This window comes from Sphingomonas endolithica (genome assembly GCF_025231525.1).
Lineage (GTDB): Bacteria > Pseudomonadota > Alphaproteobacteria > Sphingomonadales > Sphingomonadaceae > Sphingomonas > Sphingomonas endolithica.
Genome location: NZ_CP103057.1, coordinates 3,234,781 through 3,250,664 on the forward strand (window position 1 = coordinate 3,234,781; position 15,884 = coordinate 3,250,664).

Sequence of the window (15,884 nt, forward strand, 5' to 3'; positions counted from 1 at the left end):
GAACGATCATGACACGCACAAGACGCGATCGGCTCTATCTCGCCGCTGGTGCCGCCGCGCGCTGCGAGGGCAGGGCAGTAAGCGCCGCGATCAGCGCCTTGTCGTCGTTCGGTGCGATCGGTGCCTTGTAGACGGTGCGCATCTTGTCGATCGTCGCCTGCCACTGCTCCGCGCCCAACACCGGCTGCGTGGCGATCATCTCGGCGGAATGGCAGGCGGTGCAGTTGGCGGTGATAAGGTCGCTACCCGCCGGCAACGCGGCGGTTTCCTCAGGCAGCGTGATCTGGTCCGACACCAGCGTAACTCCGCCGCCGGATACACCCGCAGCCGCCGCGGTCTCAGTCGGACCTGAACGAAGCAGCACGACCCAAACCACTGCCAGTACCGCGATCAGCCCCAGCACCGACAGCGCGATCGTCCGCTTGCTCATGCCGCGGTCACCGCGATCGTCTCGATCGGGTTGCGCATGAAGCCGGCCGGGTTCCAGATCGCCTGCGCCACCTGCGTCTGGCCGGTGCTGTTCGTGCAGCGTACCGCCAGTTTGTACCGGCCCGGCGCGACACCCGGCACCGTCGCCTCCCATAGTCGGAAGCCGTAGCGCCCCTGATCGGGGCCAAGCGGCGCGGCGTGCCAGCTACGTCCGCCGTTCATCGACAGCTCGACCCGCGCCACGCCGCTCGTGCCACCCATTGCCAGGCCGCGGATGTAGAAAGGCGACCGCGCCGTCACGTTCGCGCCATTGGCGATGTTGGTGAAGAAGGCGCGTGGCACCATGCCGTTGATCGGCACGGTCGGGAAATCCTTTGCGCCAGGCCGCACGTTCGCACCGGGCGTGTCGGGAATGCGATACGCCTTTTCCATCCAGTAACCGGTATCCGGCGCGCTGAGCACCTCGATCCGGTCGAGCGCCTTCACCCAATAGGTCGAATACCAGCCCGGCACGATCAGGCGCAGCGGAAAGCCGTTGAGCATCGGCAATTGCGCACCGTTCATCAGATAGGCGATCATCACCTCGCCGCCGCGCGCATGATCCAGCGCGAGCGATTTCTCGAATGCAGGTGCGCCAGGCGGCGGCTTGTCCAGCCCGCCGAACTTCACCGCGACGGCGCCCGGTGCGACACCGGCCCGGTCCAGCACGTCGCGCAAGCGCACACCGACCCACTTGGCGTTGCCGATCGCGCCATTGCCCCATTGGGCGCCCGGCACGCGCGGGCTGAACAGGCCGCGCGAATTGCCCGAACACTGGTTGACCGCGGCGATCTCGATGCGCGGCATGGCCAGCAATTCGGCCAGCGACAGGCTCAGGCGCCGCCGCACCGCGCCGCCGACGTTCAGCCGAAAGGTGCGCACATCCACCGCGGTCGGAATATCGCTGTAATGCCAGCGCACGAAGAAGCGGTCGTTGGGCGTGAAGACCTGACCGTCCAGCGCGTCCATTGGCGTCTCCAGCAACGGCGCGCGGCCGCGCTGCAGGATCATGTTGCCCTTGCCGGGGAAATTGCTGGTGCTCGGCCGTGCGCCGTTGCCCCCAGGCAGGCCAAGATCGACCAGCGCCTGTGCCCAGGCCGGCGCGCTCGCAAGACCTGCGCCCACCCCGATCAGCCCGAGCGCATGGCGGCGATCCCACAACTGGTCGAGCGCGTCAGCCATTGGTGTGTATCGACAGCGGTGCGAACCGCGCGACCTGCTTGCCGACCATGCACAATTGCTCGACCACCGCCGGGTCGCTTGCGCCGCCCTCATCGTCGAACTTGGTGATCTGCGTGTTGATCGCCGCGGCAAACGGCGTCGGCCAGCCGCGCAGCGCATGGACGATCGAGCGCAGCGCCGCGATCGTGCTGCCGGTCGCCTGCCAGCCATAGGCAGTGGCGATCAGCCCGACCGGCATGTCGGCCAGATAGGGGCGCTCCGTATCGCGCGCGGTCTCCTCCAGCAGGTCGAGCGCGTTCTTGACCACACCCGATATGCTGCCGTGATACCCGGGCGAGGCGATGATCAACGCCGATGCCTGGCGTACGGTATCGACGAACTCGCGCTCTTCGGGCGTACGCGTCGCGGCGCGCGGATCGTAGAGCGGCAGTCGCCCCATCTCCGCCCCGCCGAAGATGCGCGTGCGGAAGCCCTCGCGCCCGGCAGAATCGAGCGCGATCCGCAGCGCCCGCTCGGTCGAGGAGGTGCCGCCGATCGTGCCGCCAATCCCAACGACGAGGGGCTGATCGATGGGCGGCCGGTCTGGTGCGATTGTTGTCATGCCTCGTTCTACCACGCTGGTTCGTTCTGAGTAGCCATTGAGCTTGTCGAAACGGTGGATCGGACGACACGCATCGTTAGGCGGCCGTCGACAAGCTCAGCGTCTACTTGGCACGACCCGCAATGTTTGGATCAACGAGTAAGCGGCGCATGGTCGATGTGCGGCAGCACGTGGCGGGCGAACAGATCCGCCTCGGCGGCATGCGGATAGCCCGACAGGATGAACGCCTCGATTCCCATGTCCCGGTAAGCGTTGATCTTGGCCAGCACTTGATCCGGATCGCCGACGATCGCCGCGCCGCAGCCGGAGCGCGCCCGGCCGACGCCGGTCCACAGGTTCGCCTCGGCATAGCCGTCATCCGCGGCATTCTCGCGCAACGCCGCCTGTGCCGCCACGCCGGCGGAGGTCGAATCGAGCGACTTGGCGCGGATCGCCGCACCTTCGGCATCGTCGAGCTTCGAGAGCAGCCGGTCAGCGGCGGTGCGTGCCTCGGCCTCGCTGTCGCGCACGATGACATGCGCCCGGTAACCAAATCTCAGCGTGCGGCCATGCGCGGCGGCACGCGCGGTCATGTCGGCGATGATCGCCGCCACCGTCTCCTGGCGATTGGGCCACATCAGGAATACGTCCGCGCCCTTGGCGGCCGCCTCGCGTGCATCCGGCGACAGCCCACCGAAATACAGCAACGGCGCCTTGCCGCCGATCATGCCGATCCGCGGCGGATCGACCTTCAGCTTCCAGAATTCGCCGTCATGGTCGAGCGACTCGCCGTTCAGCAGCGTCTTCAGGATGTTCATCGCCTCGACCGTGCGCGCATAACGCGGCGCCGAGCCCAGCGTTTCGCCCGGCAGGTCGGATGAAATGATGTTGATCGTCAGCCGCCCGCCGAGCAACTGGTCGATCGTCGCGATCTGCCGTGCGAGCTGCGGCGGCCAGCTTTCGCCGACACGCACCGCCATCAGCAGCGCCATGCGCCGCAGCATCGGTGCGATCGCCGCGGCAAACGCGGTGGTGTCGATGCCCAGCGCATAGCCCGAGGGCAGCAGGATATTGTCGAAACCGCCGCTTTCGGCCTGCAGCACGATGTCGCGGCAATGCGCCCAACTGGATTTCAGCTTGTCATCGGGAACGCCCAGAAACTCGTAATCGTCGTCGCACAGCGCGGAGAACCAGCTGACTTCGCAAGGAGGATTGGTCACGGCAGTTTCTCCCCACGCGCCGCAACCAGCACGTCGTACCATTCGGTGCGCGTCCACCGAACGCCGGCCACGTGGGCGATCTCGGCGATGCGGCCGACATTCTGCGTGCCTACGATCGGGATTACCCGAGCCGGATGCGCCATGATCCAGCTATAGGCCGCAGTCGTCCGGCTGACTCCGCTGCTTGCCGCCTTGATGTCCAGTGCGGCGGCGACCGCCTGTTCCTGCGGCGTGCCCGGCTGCGCGATCCGCCCACCGCCGAGCGGCGACCAGGCGAGCACGGCGATGTCGCGCTCCATCGCCAGATCGAGCAGCCCGCTGGTGATCGGCTCCAGCTCCAGCGGCGAGAATTCCGGCTGCGCGGTGGCAAGCGGGATCGTCAGATAGCTGGCCAGCGCCCTGGTCTGCGCCAGCGTGTAGTTCGACACGCCAACGGCGCGCACCTTGCCGCTGGCGACCATCTTCTCGAGGCAGGCGGCGACTTCCTGCGGGTGTGCCAGGATGTCGGGGCGGTGGATCTGGTACAGGTCAACATGATCGGTGCGCATCCGGCGCAGCGACGCGTCCAGTGCCTGCTCTAGATACGAACTACTCGAATCGTACGGCACGGGCGGGGTGATGCCACCCTTGGTTGCCAGCACCATGCGCTCGCGCAAGCCCGGCGACTCGGCGAATACCTGACCCAACAGCGCCTCGGCATCGCCGAATCCGCCAGCGCCATCGAAGCCGTAAATGTCGGCGGTATCGAACAGGGTGACTCCCGCATCGAACGCTGCCTCGATCAGCGCGCGTCCTTCCGCTACCGGCACGCCGGCAAAGCGCCACATCCCCCAAGCTATTGGTGAGACGAGCAATCCGCTCTTGCCGAGCGGGCGCATTTCGGGCTTAAGATCGGTGTCAGACATCGCTGTCATACATAAGGGCGAGAGGCGTGGTAGAGCAAGTACGTTATGGATTGGTCGGTGCCGGCATGATGGGCATCGAACATATCACAAACCTTGCCATCACGCCCGGCGCCGTGGTGACCGCGCTTGCGGATCCCACGCAAAGCTCGCTCGACCACAGCCAGGCTGCGCTCGGCCGGTCTGTCGCGACGTTCGACAGCGCCGCGGCGCTTGCGGCAAGCGGCCTGTGCGATGCGGTGATCGTCGCCAGCCCCAATCATACGCACCGCACGGTGCTGGAGCCGTTGTTCGACGCGGGGCTACACATTCTGTGCGAAAAGCCATTGGCCACGACGATCGAGGATGCGCGCTGGGTCGCCTATCGCGCCGGGCAGAGTGACCGCGTGTTCTGGACGGCGATGGAATATCGCTACATGCCGCCCGCCGCCGAGTTCATCCGCGCGATCCATGATGGCGACATTGGCCGGCTGCAGATGCTGTCGATCCGCGAGCATCGCTTCCCGTTCCTCGAGAAGGTCGGTGACTGGAACCGCTTCAGCCGCAACACCGGTGGCACGATGGTCGAGAAATGCTGTCATTTCTTCGATCTGATGCGGCTGATCGTGCGGAGCGAGGCCGTGCGCGTCTATTGCTCGGGCGCGATGGACGTCAATCATCTCGACGAACGCTATGATGGCGAGACGCCCGACATCATCGACAACAGCTACACCGTGGTCGATTTCGCCAATGGGGTGAGGGCGATGCTCGATCTGTCGATGTTCGCCGATGGCGCCGAGAACCAGGAGGAAATCGCCGCGGTCGGCTCGGACGCACGGCTTGACGTGCTGATCCCGGAAGGCGCGCTGGTCCATGCGCCACGCGTCGGCTTCCGCAATCCCAAGAAGGTCACGCGCCGGGTGGTGCATACCGACGCGACGGCGCTGAATGCGGGGAGCCATCACGGCTCGACCTTCTACGAACACCAGAAGTTCAACGCCGCCGTGCGCGGGCAAGGGCCGGTCGAGGTCACTGCGCATGACGGCTTGATGGCGGTCGCGATCGGCACCGCGGCGGAAATCAGCGCGCGCGAGCACCGCGTGGTGACGATGCGCGAATTGGGGTTCTGACAAGCCGCGCTTGGCCTCGGCCAAGCATGATTGCGCTGTCAGAGCCGGCATAACTGAATAACCCATCGCTCGAATGGGATTTGAGGGAGGACGATAGATGAAAAGCTTCTACCTGACTGGCGTCGCGGCGCTCGCGCTGATTGCCGCGCCGGCCCACGCGCAGGACAATTCGGTCGGCGGCGTCGTCAGCGATCAATCCGGCGTATCCGCAGGCACCGAGCCCAACGACACGGACGATGCCACGACCGGCGACATCATCGTCACCGCGCAGAAGCGTAGCGAACGGTTGCAGGACGTGCCGGTCGCCATTTCGGTCATCTCGGGCGACCAGCTTGCCGCCAAGGGCGCGATGAACCTCGAGGGTGCGCAATATCTCGTGCCGACCTTGAACTTCCGCAAATCCGGCACCGCCATCAACCAGTCGCTGTTCCTGCGCGGTGTCGGCACCTCGACCTTTTCGATCGCCGGCGAGCCTTCGATCTCCACCGTCGTCGACGGCGTCGTCTATAGCCGCGCGGGCGAGGCGTTCAGCGACCTGATCGACATCGACCGCATCGAAGTGCTGCGCGGGCCGCAAGGCACGTTGTTCGGCAAGAACACGTCTGCCGGCGTGATCAACATCGTCACCAAGCGGCCGGGCAACGATTTCGGTGGCTTCCTGGAGGGCGGCTATTATACAAACGGCAACGAATATCGCGTGCGCGGTGCGGTGGATGTGCCGCTCGGGGAAAATGTGAAGAGCCGCTTCACCGGCTTTTACGGCAATTACGACGGCAACATCCGCAACATCGCGCACGATAACGACCGGGTGAACGGTTACGAACATTATGGCGTACGCGGCATGATCGTGGCCGATCCGACGCCGGACCTGACCTTCACGCTGATCGCCGACTACCGCAAGTCGAAGGACGATTGCTGCGCCGAGGTGATCGGCACGACGCCGACCAACGCCACCGCCAGCGTGCTACCGGACATCCGCGGCGACAAGTCGCGCACCGTCAACCAGGATCTCGTCACCCGCAGCAACGAGACGAGCTGGGGCGTGTCGCTACAGGCCGACGCCACCCTCGGCACCCAGACGGTTACCTATATTGGCTCGTATCGCGAATACGACAACGAGGAGATCCGTGACGGCGACTGGCTGCCCCAGGCCTATGTCGGCTTCAACCAGCTGCACGATTTTGGCCCGCAAACATCGAATACCTTTACGCAGGAGCTACGTCTCACCTCGCCGTCGAACCAGTTCTTCAGCTATGTCGTCGGTGCTTTCTACTCGCGCGCCGAAACCGAACGCACATTCCGACGTGACGATGTCGTCTGCACGCTGACGCCAACGCCGACGGTGCTGACGCCCTGCTCGACGACCGGCGCTACCGTGACACGCCCGACCGGAACCGCCGTGTTCGGCTCGGTGTTCAAGAACCTCGCCTTTTTCGGTCAGGGGACGTTCAACCTCACGGACCGTTTCCGTGCCATCGCCGGTTTTCGCTACACCAGCGATCAACTCGACGTCTTCCACAACCGCGTGACTACGCTCGCTGGTCCCGGCATCAACCCGAGCTTCGGCCCATTCACTGGCAAGACCACCAACAGCAATTGGTCGGGCAAGGCCGGACTGCAATATGACGTGGCGCCGCAATCCGTTGCCTACGCGACCTATTCACGCGGCTATAAAGGGCCCGCGTTCAACGTGTTCTACAACCTGACTGCCACGGGCACCAACGTGGTCGAGCCGGAGACCGCCGACGCCTACGAGGTCGGTCTCAAGAACACGTTCTTCGGCGGCAAGCTCGTGCTCAACCTGGCCGCTTATTATGCCAAGTATCATAATTTCCAGGCCAACAACCCTGATCTGGTCGCCGGAGTGCTCGTCACGCGCTTCACCAATGCCGGTGAAATCTCGACACGCGGTGGCGAGCTCGATCTGGTATTCCGCCCGGTCCCCGATCTCTCGTTCAGTGGTGGCCTGGCCTATACCGATGCGCATATCGATCGCTTCAAGGTGCCGACCAACGGTGTTGTGACCGGCGTGGTGCCCGATGGTACGACGCTCGGCTATGCGCCCAAATGGAAGGGCTCGCTCGGCGCCGATTACCGCATCCGCACCGGCGGCGTGGTCGATTTAACGCTCGGCGCGCAGGGCTCTTATCAGTCAAAGCAGCTGTCTCAGCTCGATGCGTCGGCGGCTGTCCGCGATGCGACGACGATCAAGAGCTATGGTCTGGTCGATCTCTCGGCCGGCATCGTCGATAATGCCGATCGCTTCCGCGTCAGCCTCCAGGTCAAGAACCTGTTCGACCAGAGCTTTGCCAGCGCGATCACCAGCGGCGGTCCTGGGGGCAGCTATCGCTACCTCATCCCGCGCGACGCCGATCGCTATTACGGCATCACCGGCCGCGTGAACTTCTGATCCACCCGCCCCCGCGCATAAATATGCGCGGGGGGCAACGGGCAGTTCGGCTATTGGTAGCCGCCTTCGTCCTCGCGCTCATGCGCCGCTTCTTCTTGTACCTCTTCCATCGCTTCTGCTTCGCTGTCCTCGTCGTCCTTGCGCGGTTCGTCGATCATCATCTGTCTCCTCTGCAACAGCAACGATCGACCGCGCAGACGGGTCCAATGATCGTTGAAGCCGTGGGACCCACAGAACCCGACGCCGGGGTTTCCGGTTTGGTCAGCGCTCGCGGGGCTTTGCTGCTCTTGGCCTACCCACGGGCGTTTTTGCATCCTTGGGATGGCAGAGGCGGGCGACAGGCTGGCAGGCGATGCCGATGTTCGAGCAGCGCTGCTTGCCGCTGGCCGCCGTGCAGGCACGGCATTCCCGCTTGATGTCGGTGCACCGTTGCGGCGAAACGAGCAGCAGTGCCAAGGTTGCGAGCATCATCTCGTTCTCCGATCGCGGTGGTAGCGACGGGTGCGCGGTACTGACGTCCAGCAGCGGCGCTCGTTTACAGTTCCTCGGCGCAGCCGGGGTCCAGTAGGGGCGAGAAGGTAACTGGCGCTACGCATGATCATGACCACCTACGCAAGTGGGCCCCGGTCAGCGCCGGGGAACCGCCAGAGTATATCGCCGCAAGACGCTCGCCGCTTGATCCGCCTACCGCCGCGTCCGATAGCGATCGAACCAGGCGATGATTGCTGATGCCTTGGCCGCCGACTGCGACGGGCGCGCCGCGAGGCCGCCATGGCTCGCGCCGGGCACCTTCACCAACGCCGTCGGCACGCCGGCAATCTGCAGCGCGGCGTAATACTGCTCGGATTCGCTTACCGGCGTGCGGTAATCGTCGCTGCCGACCACGACGAGGGTCGGCGTCTTGACGTTGCCGACCAGGCTTAGCGGCGAGCGCTGCCAATAGCTCATTGGGTCTTCCCACGGCAGCTTGGCGAACCAATAGCGTGACGTGAACAGCGTATTGTCCATCGTCAGCGCCTCGCTTACCCAATTGATCACCGGCTTCTGTGTCGCCGCCGCCTTGAAGCGGTTGGTTTTGCCGACGATCCATGCGGTCAGCACGCCGCCGCCCGAGCCGCCAGTGACGAACAGATTGTCGGGGTCCGCGGTACCGTCGGCGATCGTCGCATCGACGGCGGCGATCAGGTCGTCATAGTCGGCCGAGGGGTAGTTCTTGTCGATCAGGTTGGCGAACTCGGCGCCGTAAGAGGTCGAGCCGCGCGGATTGGTCCACAGCACGGCATAGCCTGCCGCGGCATACAATTGCACGTCGCTCGAAAAGCCCGGCCCATAGGCACTGTTCGGTCCGCCGTGGATTTCCAGCACCAGCGGCAGCCGCTGTGCGGGTGCGCGCCCCGGAGGCACCGCCAGCCAAGCGTCGATCGCTCTGCCATCGGGGGCGGTGACAGCGATCTTGCGCACCTGCGCCAATGCCTTCGATTCGGTCAGCACGGCGTTAAGATTTGTCAACCGCCGCCTGCGTCCGCCTGCCAGCACCCACACGTCGGCCGGCGCATTCGCGTCGCCGCCGGTATAGGCGATCGTGCCGCCACGCGAGACAGTGAACTCACCACCGGTATAGGGCCGGTCGAGCCCGCCGCCGGCGACATTGTCGATCAGCGGCGTCATTCGCCCGTCCATCCCGATCCGCCCAACGTGGCGCTGGCCGTGATCGTCATAGCTCGCATACAGGCTGCGACCATCGGCCGACCATTGCGCGTCCTCAATCGCGCGATCCAGGTTGCCGGTCAGCGAGCGTGGACCCGCCGCATCGCGGTCGCCGACATACAATTGCGTATTCTCATAGCTCCGACGCTTGTCGTCGAAGCCGAGCCAGGCGATCCGCGCGCCGTCCGGCGACACGCGTGGCTGCGCATCCGGACCGTCACGCGAGGTAAGCGTGCGAAGTGCGCCGCTCGCCACGTCCACCGCGATCACGTCCGAATTCATCACCTGCCGGTCGGCATCTGGCGAGCGGATCGCCGCGAACACGATGCCGCGCCCGTCCGGCGTCCACGATAGCGGCCCGCCATCGTCGAACTTGCCGAATGTCAGCTGCCGTGCTCCACCGCCATCCGCGGCGACCACGAACAGGTGATCGTAACCAGGCTTTACATAGCCGGGGCCATCATTGCGGTAATTGACCCGGTCGATGACGGTCAGCGGCTCGGCCCATTTCGCGCCCTCCGGCTTGGCCGGGCTGGTGCCGAGCTTCGTCGCCTCGCCAGCGACGGTGGCGATATACGCGAGCTTGGTGCCGTCCGGCGACCAGGCCAGCGCCTGCGGATCGCCCGGAAAACTCGTCACGCGCGCGCTCGCCCCGCTGGCGATCCAGCGCACGAACAATTGCGCGTGATCGCCGTCGGACGCCGAATAAGCGATCCGCGTGCCATCCGGCGACCAGCGCGGGTTGCTACCCTGGGTGGCAAACGGCGTTTGCCGGCCGCTTGCCACGTCGATCAGCCATAGCGACGATTGCAGCCGATCGGTCATCACGTCGCCGGTGCGCCGGACATATACGATCGAGCGCCCGTCCGGGCTGATCTGCGGATCGGCGGCGATCGACAGGCCGAACAGGTCGCTGCCGGTGAAGCTGCGGCTCGGCGCGTCGGCCGGCGGCGTGGATGGTTGCTGAGCGGCCGCCGGCGTCGCGGCGAGGATCAGGATCGCAAGGGCAAAGCGCAACGGCCGGGGTTCCTTCGGATATGGTGGTGCGCAAGATGCGCAATTGTGGGGCGGACGCAAGCATGTCCTAAGGTCTGAGATCGGTGTGGCGGCTCAGTGCGCCATGGCAATTGCAGTACCCTCCTCCTGCTCGACCAGTACGATCACCGGAATCAGCAACTGCACGCAGCCCAGGGCCAGCAGGTACGAGCACGAACAGATCGCCAGCAACGGCCCATAACCATAGCCATGCGCCAGCGACACCGCTGCGAGCTGGATCAGCACGATCGACCACATATTGCCGCAAAATGCGGCGATCCCGATCGTCGAGCCGACCGCGCGCGCCGGAAACACGTCGGTGGTGAGCGCGAAGACGTTGGTGGAAAACCCCTGATGCGCAAACAGCCCGAGCCCGAGCAGCAACGCCGCCACCCATGCGCTGTCCACGAACAGCACCAGCGTAACCGGCAGGATCAGCAAGGCGTAGAGCAGCAAGGTCGATTTACGCGCCCGGTTGACGCTCCATCCGACCGCCATCAGCCGCGTCGGCAGCCAGCCGCCGGTCAGCGCGCCGCAGGCCGCCATGACATAGACGAGCGCGACCGGCAGCCCCACCGTGCCCTGCGGCAGGCCGAACATGCGGTGGAACAGATCGGGCAGCCAGGCGAGCATGAAGAACCACACCTGATCGGACAGGACCTTGGCCAGCGCGATGGCCAGCGTCTTGCGGTCGCGCACTAGGCTCAGCCACTTGATCGGCGCCGGCTTCACCGCATCGGCGGCGACCGGCTCCACCTTCACCGCCAGCCACACCGCGACCCAGACGAGCCCGAGCCCGCCCGCGACCAGGAACGCCGCCTTCCAGCCGAACGCGACGGCCAGCGCCGGTATCACCAGCGGCGTGACGATCGCGCCGATATTGGGCGCGGTGTTGCCGATGCCGAGCGCCATCGACCGCTCCTTGGGCCCGAAATACGTAGCAGCCGTCTTGACCGCGGCGGGGGTTCCTACCGATTCAGCCGCGCCAAGCACGACACGCGAGGCGACAAACCCACCGACCGTACCGACCAACGCATGCGCCATCCCCGCCAGGCTCCAGATGCCGACGCCGAGCGCGAAACCCAGACGCAGCCCCACCCGGTCGATGAACCATCCAGTGCCGAGAAACGCCACCGCGGCGGCGAATTGGAAAGCCGATATCATGTTGGCGTAATCGCCGTCGCTCCAGCGAAACTCCGCCTCCAGCGTCGGCTTCAGCAACGCCAGGATCTGTCGATCGACATAATTGAGCATGATCGCGAAGAACACCAACGCGACGATGATCCACCGTCGCCGCTCCTGTGCCTGGCCCGCCATCATCTCCGCTCCCATTTGCTTTCCGATAACGTTGTCATACTCCAGCGCACTCGGCTACAGCCTAATCTCTGGCCGTCACCCCGGAACAAGTCCGGTGACGATGGGGGTAGAATTGGCAACAGTGAAACGACCTCTGCCAATGGCCGCAGACCTGTACGGCGATATCGAGCCCTCGCCCAAAGGGACGTGGCAGACGCACTTCCCCGGCCTGGCGATCGTCGCCGCTGGCACGCTCGCCGCGGCATTCATCTCCGATCATTACGGCGCGCCGCTGACGCTGATGGCATTGCTGATCGGGCTTGCGCTCAACTTCCTCAGCGCGGACATGCGGCTGACCCCCGGCCTTGCCTTTGCCTCGCGGTCGCTGCTGCGTTGGGGGATCGTGCTGGTCGGCGTGCGCATCACCTTCGGGCAGATCGTCGATCTCGGCCCGGTCGCTTTGCTCTGCGTGCTGACGATCGTTGCGCTGACGATCGGCGCGGGCATCCTGGGCGCGCGGCGCTTCGGCTTCGACACCGCCTTTGGAACGCTGGCGGGCGGCGCGGTGGCGATCTGCGGCGCATCGGCGGCGATGGCGCTGGCCACTACGCTCGGCGAGCGGCGCGTCAGCCAGGCGCAACTGACGATGGTGCTGGTCGGCATCTCGGCGCTCAGCGCACTCGCCATGGTCCTCTACCCGATCGCCGCGCACGCGCTGCACCTGAACGACCTCAAGGCCGGTTTCCTGCTGGGTGCCGCAATCCACGACGTCGCGCAGGCGCTGGGCGCGGGCTATTCCTATTCGGATGCAGCGGGCGGCATCGCCGCGATCGTCAAGCTGACGCGGGTCGCCTTGCTCGCGCCGGTACTGGCGATCGTCGCGCTGTTCCTGCGCGGCGACGGCACACGCACGAAGGGCCCGGGCATTCCGTGGTTCGTCGTCGGATTCTTCGTGCTCGCCGGGATCAACTCCTTCGGCGTGATCCCGGTGCTCGTCGCCCGAGGTGCCGAGCAGGTCGCCGGGGGCTTGCTCGCGGCGGCAGTCACGGCAACCGCGATCCGTTCGCCGCTGTCGCAACTGCTGGAGGCGGGGCCAAAGCCCTTGCTCGTGATCCTGGCAGCGACCTTGGTCGCCTTTCTGCTCGCGCTGGCCGCCGCGATGCTGCTGATCGGCTAGCGGCGGATCAGCGGCATCTGGAGCGGCTACTCCCGCAACTCACTTGCGAAACTTGAACACGAACTGATCGGTATGCCCGCGGATCGCGGGATCGAACACCTTCTTGCTGTGATCGTCCGCCGGATTGGCGAGCACCGCCGTCTGCCCGATGAATGTGAAGCCGGCCTTGATGACCTGCGCCTTGACCGCCGCGGGATCGATCCGGTGCGTGGCCGCGGTGCCGGCAAGCCCGCTGCCAGGCGCGTCGGCATGGTCGATCACCATGTAGATGCCGCCGCGCTTGAGCATCTTGAACGCCGCGGCATCGAACGCCGCCAATGCCGCCTCGCCACCCGCATTGTTCACGTCATGATAGTTCTGCACGGTCCAAACCAGGTCAACCGGCTTGGCCACGCTCGCCGGGCCGGACGTCTGTACGTCGACGACCACGTTGCTCAAGCCGCGCGCCGACAGGGCCGGTGCCGCCTGGTCGGCATGTTCGGTCGCGCCGGCCGGCCACATCGCGATCACCTGACCGCGCTTGCCGACGATCCCCGAGAAGATCCGCGTCCAATAGCCTTGGCCGGGGATCAGATCGACCACCCGGTCGCCTGGCCCGACGCCTGAAAATTCCAGCACGTCGGCCGCCTTGCGCCGCGCGTCGTCACCCGCTTGATCGGCCCGCGCCGGATCGGCTAGCGCGGTGGCGATCGCCTTGCGGGTCTCAGCAGTGGGATGAACGCGCCCGGATGCCGCCGTCCCGCTGGCGATCAGTGCAACAATCGCAACGCTCGTCATTGCCTTCATGTTCTTGCTCCCTCGTTCGCTCTGCAACAAACTGATTGTTTGAAACAGGCCCAACGCATTTCTCCCAAATTCCGTGCAATCTGAAAAGAGGTTGCCTGTAGGCCCAACCCAATTGGATGGACGGCTTCGACGATCAGAACCGATTGCCTGGTCGGATTCTTCCTTTCCACGGGACGCGAGCCAAGGGAGCGTCGGCTAGCGCTTCACCTGCGGGGCACCGCGGATGCCCGGCATCATCGCCCTGGATCAGCTAGCGGCCGGATTGACCAGTAGGGACAGGCGACTTGATCGCGCCGCCCGGCGGCCAAGCGCTTTCCGACCACAGCTACATAGGATCCTGCATGACCACGATACGGGGCCTCCCAATCCCTGCGGGGTCGATATGAGCGGGTACCAAGAGTCGAAAGCGGTCGGCCGAAATGCAGTGATTGCCAACGGTGGTGAACTGTCTGCGCGCTTACGGTATCAGCACAGGGGCATCGCCGGCTCGGGCTGACTGGGTAAGTATCATCTGCGAATATCAGGCGGCCAGATGTGCCTGAATCACTGCAAGGGCTTCGGGCCGAGACCATAGCGATGAGACTGCCGCACCTTCTGGAACCATAGGTTTGATTCCGGCAGAATCCAGAGCCGCGCGGACGTCCTTACGGCGCAGCCCTCGCGCGACGGCTCCGAGCTCGTTGAGGTCAATGCACCTAGCCCTTAGCATTTCAATGGTCTCGCATTCCAAGAACCGATTTCCGGTTTCGTATTCCAACAGTCCGGCAATCTTCGCTACCGAAATCGTGTTCCTCTTCCAGCCGCACTGCCTCGTGGCCTGCGCAATGGTCAGGCGTCCGCACAAATCAGCAAGGATTTGCGGTACCGAATTCCTATCAAACAACACATCTCTGAACCTATCAGATCCGTATTTCCGGGCGCGGGGCAATAGCTCTCCGGTCACAACCGCGGAGAATATCCGGTCCTCGCTAATACGTGTCATGTACCTCAGTTCGCGGATATCGATCAGCGCACCACGGCGCTGCCAATGTACCTCATCGAGGCGGGCAAGATTGTCTACCATCTCAGTCACACTCTGCTTTGACACCAGCTTGCGGCGTTCCGAAATGCCAGGGACCATCTCTGGCAATATCCCGGTAGCCACAAATTGGTAGATCGTGCGGAAGGTGCAGCCCAACTTCGCGGATAGGCCCTGCACCGATTCCGTTCTCCCGAGGAAATCGGAGACAGGCTTTAGATCCGCGGTGCAGAACATGTGAGCACGATACCTGTCCGATGGTGAACAGGACCTTCTCGTCAGCCCAAGCTCTGTGAGCACCAAGATGATGATATCCTGCCCATAGCCAATGATCTTTGAAGTATTCTCTAGGCTTATCCATTCGGCATTTTGCACCTGCTGATCGAAGATCTTAGTCTTCGGGCTCACAGGTGCGTTGCGACGAATATGCTCCAAGAGGATGTCGCGGTAAACATCAAGCTCCGGCGCTTTCTCTTGAACCAGGAATGCAGAGATGCCGCCATACAGGCCTCCTCGAGGTCCACGGATCGGTGCTTCGCTGGTCCGTTCGGCCAGCAGGCTATCCAGGAGATTCTCAAATCCATTCGGCCAGCATAGTGATGCATGCCACCCGGCCGAACGAACCACTGCCTCTTCCTCTGAACTAACCTTCCATGACTTGAACGGGAGGGTCCGACGCTCCAACGCCATACCGATGGCAAAGCAGAACTTGGACCCGAGCTCTGGCGACATTGTATCGACGACCGGATGAGGCAACGGCTCCATGGCTGCAGCCTTCACCGTCATGGTGGACGCGTTGCGGGCAGCTATGACCCGCACCGCATCAGGCTTGATAGCGAAAGCTACGCCGCGTCTGGATCCCGTTGGGATCCGGTCAGTAGCTTCGAGCAGCGCGCGCGTGCGCTCATATCCGTAGCCGAGCGACCGGGCGACCTGCGTCGCGCTCACAGTTCTCGGCGCAGCATTGCCCAGTCGGGCTTCATCCGCGGCCATG

The 15,884-nt window shown here is 64.6% G+C and carries 13 protein-coding genes; 4 read left to right on the forward strand and 9 right to left on the reverse strand.

The window, feature by feature from the left end; translation table 11 throughout:
• Positions 1-34: 34 nt before the first annotated feature.
• From NV382_RS15215 to NV382_RS15235, 5 genes are all read right to left on the reverse strand, one after another.
• Positions 35-430: a cytochrome C nitrite reductase gene (locus NV382_RS15215; RefSeq protein ID WP_260597557.1), complete on the reverse strand. Its 396-nt coding sequence runs from the start codon at positions 428-430 to the stop codon at positions 35-37.
• Entirely contained in the window at positions 427-1,650 is a 1,224-nt protein-coding gene (locus NV382_RS15220; protein WP_260597558.1) for a molybdopterin-dependent oxidoreductase, read from the reverse strand. Before NV382_RS15220 ends, NV382_RS15215 begins: the two co-directional genes overlap by 4 nt.
• Positions 1,643-2,251 (reverse strand): NADPH-dependent FMN reductase, encoded by a 609-nt coding sequence (locus NV382_RS15225; protein WP_260597559.1) that lies wholly within the window; start codon positions 2,249-2,251, stop codon positions 1,643-1,645. Before NV382_RS15225 ends, NV382_RS15220 begins: the two co-directional genes overlap by 8 nt.
• Positions 2,252-2,382: 131 nt before the next feature.
• Complete coding sequence (locus NV382_RS15230; RefSeq protein WP_260597560.1) at positions 2,383-3,450, reverse strand: LLM class flavin-dependent oxidoreductase; 1,068 nt, start codon at positions 3,448-3,450, stop codon at positions 2,383-2,385.
• Positions 3,447-4,355 carry an aldo/keto reductase gene (locus tag NV382_RS15235; RefSeq protein WP_260597561.1) on the reverse strand — a complete coding sequence of 303 codons (909 nt, stop codon included), beginning with the start codon at positions 4,353-4,355 and terminating at the stop codon, positions 3,447-3,449. The genes NV382_RS15230 and NV382_RS15235 overlap by 4 nt, the downstream gene beginning before the upstream one ends.
• Before the next feature lie 65 nt (positions 4,356-4,420).
• Between NV382_RS15235 and NV382_RS15240 the strand changes: the two genes are divergently transcribed.
• The 3 genes from NV382_RS15240 (at position 4,421) to NV382_RS15250 (ending at position 8,439) form a co-directional block, all read left to right on the forward strand.
• Positions 4,421-5,461: a Gfo/Idh/MocA family protein gene (locus tag NV382_RS15240; protein ID WP_260600441.1), complete on the forward strand. Its 1,041-nt coding sequence runs from the start codon at positions 4,421-4,423 to the stop codon at positions 5,459-5,461.
• Between the two features lie 97 nt (positions 5,462-5,558).
• Positions 5,559-7,871 (forward strand): TonB-dependent receptor, encoded by a 2,313-nt coding sequence (locus NV382_RS15245; RefSeq protein ID WP_260597562.1) that lies wholly within the window; start codon positions 5,559-5,561, stop codon positions 7,869-7,871.
• A 358-nt stretch (positions 7,872-8,229) separates the two neighbouring features.
• The gene (locus NV382_RS15250; protein ID WP_260597563.1) at positions 8,230-8,439 is read left to right on the forward strand and encodes a hypothetical protein; all 210 of its coding nucleotides are present in this window, start codon (positions 8,230-8,232) and stop codon (positions 8,437-8,439) included.
• Between the two features lie 116 nt (positions 8,440-8,555).
• On the opposite strand, the gene NV382_RS15255 is transcribed toward NV382_RS15250, so the two are convergent.
• Complete coding sequence (locus tag NV382_RS15255) at positions 8,556-10,595, reverse strand: S9 family peptidase (protein WP_260597564.1); 2,040 nt, start codon at positions 10,593-10,595, stop codon at positions 8,556-8,558.
• Between the two features lie 93 nt (positions 10,596-10,688).
• Positions 10,689-11,930: an MFS transporter gene (locus NV382_RS15260; RefSeq protein WP_260597565.1), complete on the reverse strand. Its 1,242-nt coding sequence runs from the start codon at positions 11,928-11,930 to the stop codon at positions 10,689-10,691.
• A 139-nt stretch (positions 11,931-12,069) separates the two neighbouring features.
• On the opposite strand from NV382_RS15260, the gene NV382_RS15265 reads away from it, so the two are divergent.
• Complete coding sequence (locus NV382_RS15265; RefSeq protein WP_260597566.1) at positions 12,070-13,086, forward strand: YeiH family protein; 1,017 nt, start codon at positions 12,070-12,072, stop codon at positions 13,084-13,086.
• Between the two features lie 39 nt (positions 13,087-13,125).
• On the opposite strand, the gene NV382_RS15270 is transcribed toward NV382_RS15265, so the two are convergent.
• Both NV382_RS15270 and NV382_RS15275 read right to left on the reverse strand, forming a co-directional pair.
• A complete protein-coding gene (locus NV382_RS15270; RefSeq protein ID WP_260597567.1) occupies positions 13,126-13,872 on the reverse strand; it encodes a class I SAM-dependent methyltransferase in 747 nt (248 codons plus the stop codon).
• A gap of 520 nt (positions 13,873-14,392) precedes the next feature.
• A complete protein-coding gene (locus NV382_RS15275; RefSeq protein ID WP_260597568.1) occupies positions 14,393-15,883 on the reverse strand; it encodes a hypothetical protein in 1,491 nt (496 codons plus the stop codon).
• Position 15,884 lies beyond the last annotated feature (1 nt).

What these genes read in the sequence shown, in the direction of transcription:
- NV382_RS15215 (WP_260597557.1), bottom strand. Translation starts at nt 430, where the DNA reads ATGAGCAAGCGGACGATCGCGCTGTCGGTGCTGGGGCTGATCGCGGTA.
- NV382_RS15220 (WP_260597558.1), bottom strand. Translation starts at nt 1,650, where the DNA reads ATGGCTGACGCGCTCGACCAGTTGTGGGATCGCCGCCATGCGCTCGGG.
- NV382_RS15225 (WP_260597559.1), bottom strand. Translation starts at nt 2,251, where the DNA reads ATGACAACAATCGCACCAGACCGGCCGCCCATCGATCAGCCCCTCGTC.
- NV382_RS15235 (WP_260597561.1), bottom strand. Translation starts at nt 4,355, where the DNA reads ATGTCTGACACCGATCTTAAGCCCGAAATGCGCCCGCTCGGCAAGAGC.
- NV382_RS15240 (WP_260600441.1), top strand. Translation starts at nt 4,421, where the DNA reads ATGATGGGCATCGAACATATCACAAACCTTGCCATCACGCCCGGCGCC.
- NV382_RS15245 (WP_260597562.1), top strand. Translation starts at nt 5,559, where the DNA reads ATGAAAAGCTTCTACCTGACTGGCGTCGCGGCGCTCGCGCTGATTGCC.
- NV382_RS15250 (WP_260597563.1), top strand. Translation starts at nt 8,230, where the DNA reads ATGTTCGAGCAGCGCTGCTTGCCGCTGGCCGCCGTGCAGGCACGGCAT.
- NV382_RS15260 (WP_260597565.1), bottom strand. Translation starts at nt 11,930, where the DNA reads ATGGCGGGCCAGGCACAGGAGCGGCGACGGTGGATCATCGTCGCGTTG.
- NV382_RS15265 (WP_260597566.1), top strand. Translation starts at nt 12,070, where the DNA reads ATGGCCGCAGACCTGTACGGCGATATCGAGCCCTCGCCCAAAGGGACG.
- NV382_RS15270 (WP_260597567.1), bottom strand. Translation starts at nt 13,872, where the DNA reads ATGAAGGCAATGACGAGCGTTGCGATTGTTGCACTGATCGCCAGCGGG.
- NV382_RS15275 (WP_260597568.1), bottom strand. Translation starts at nt 15,883, where the DNA reads ATGGCCGCGGATGAAGCCCGACTGGGCAATGCTGCGCCGAGAACTGTG.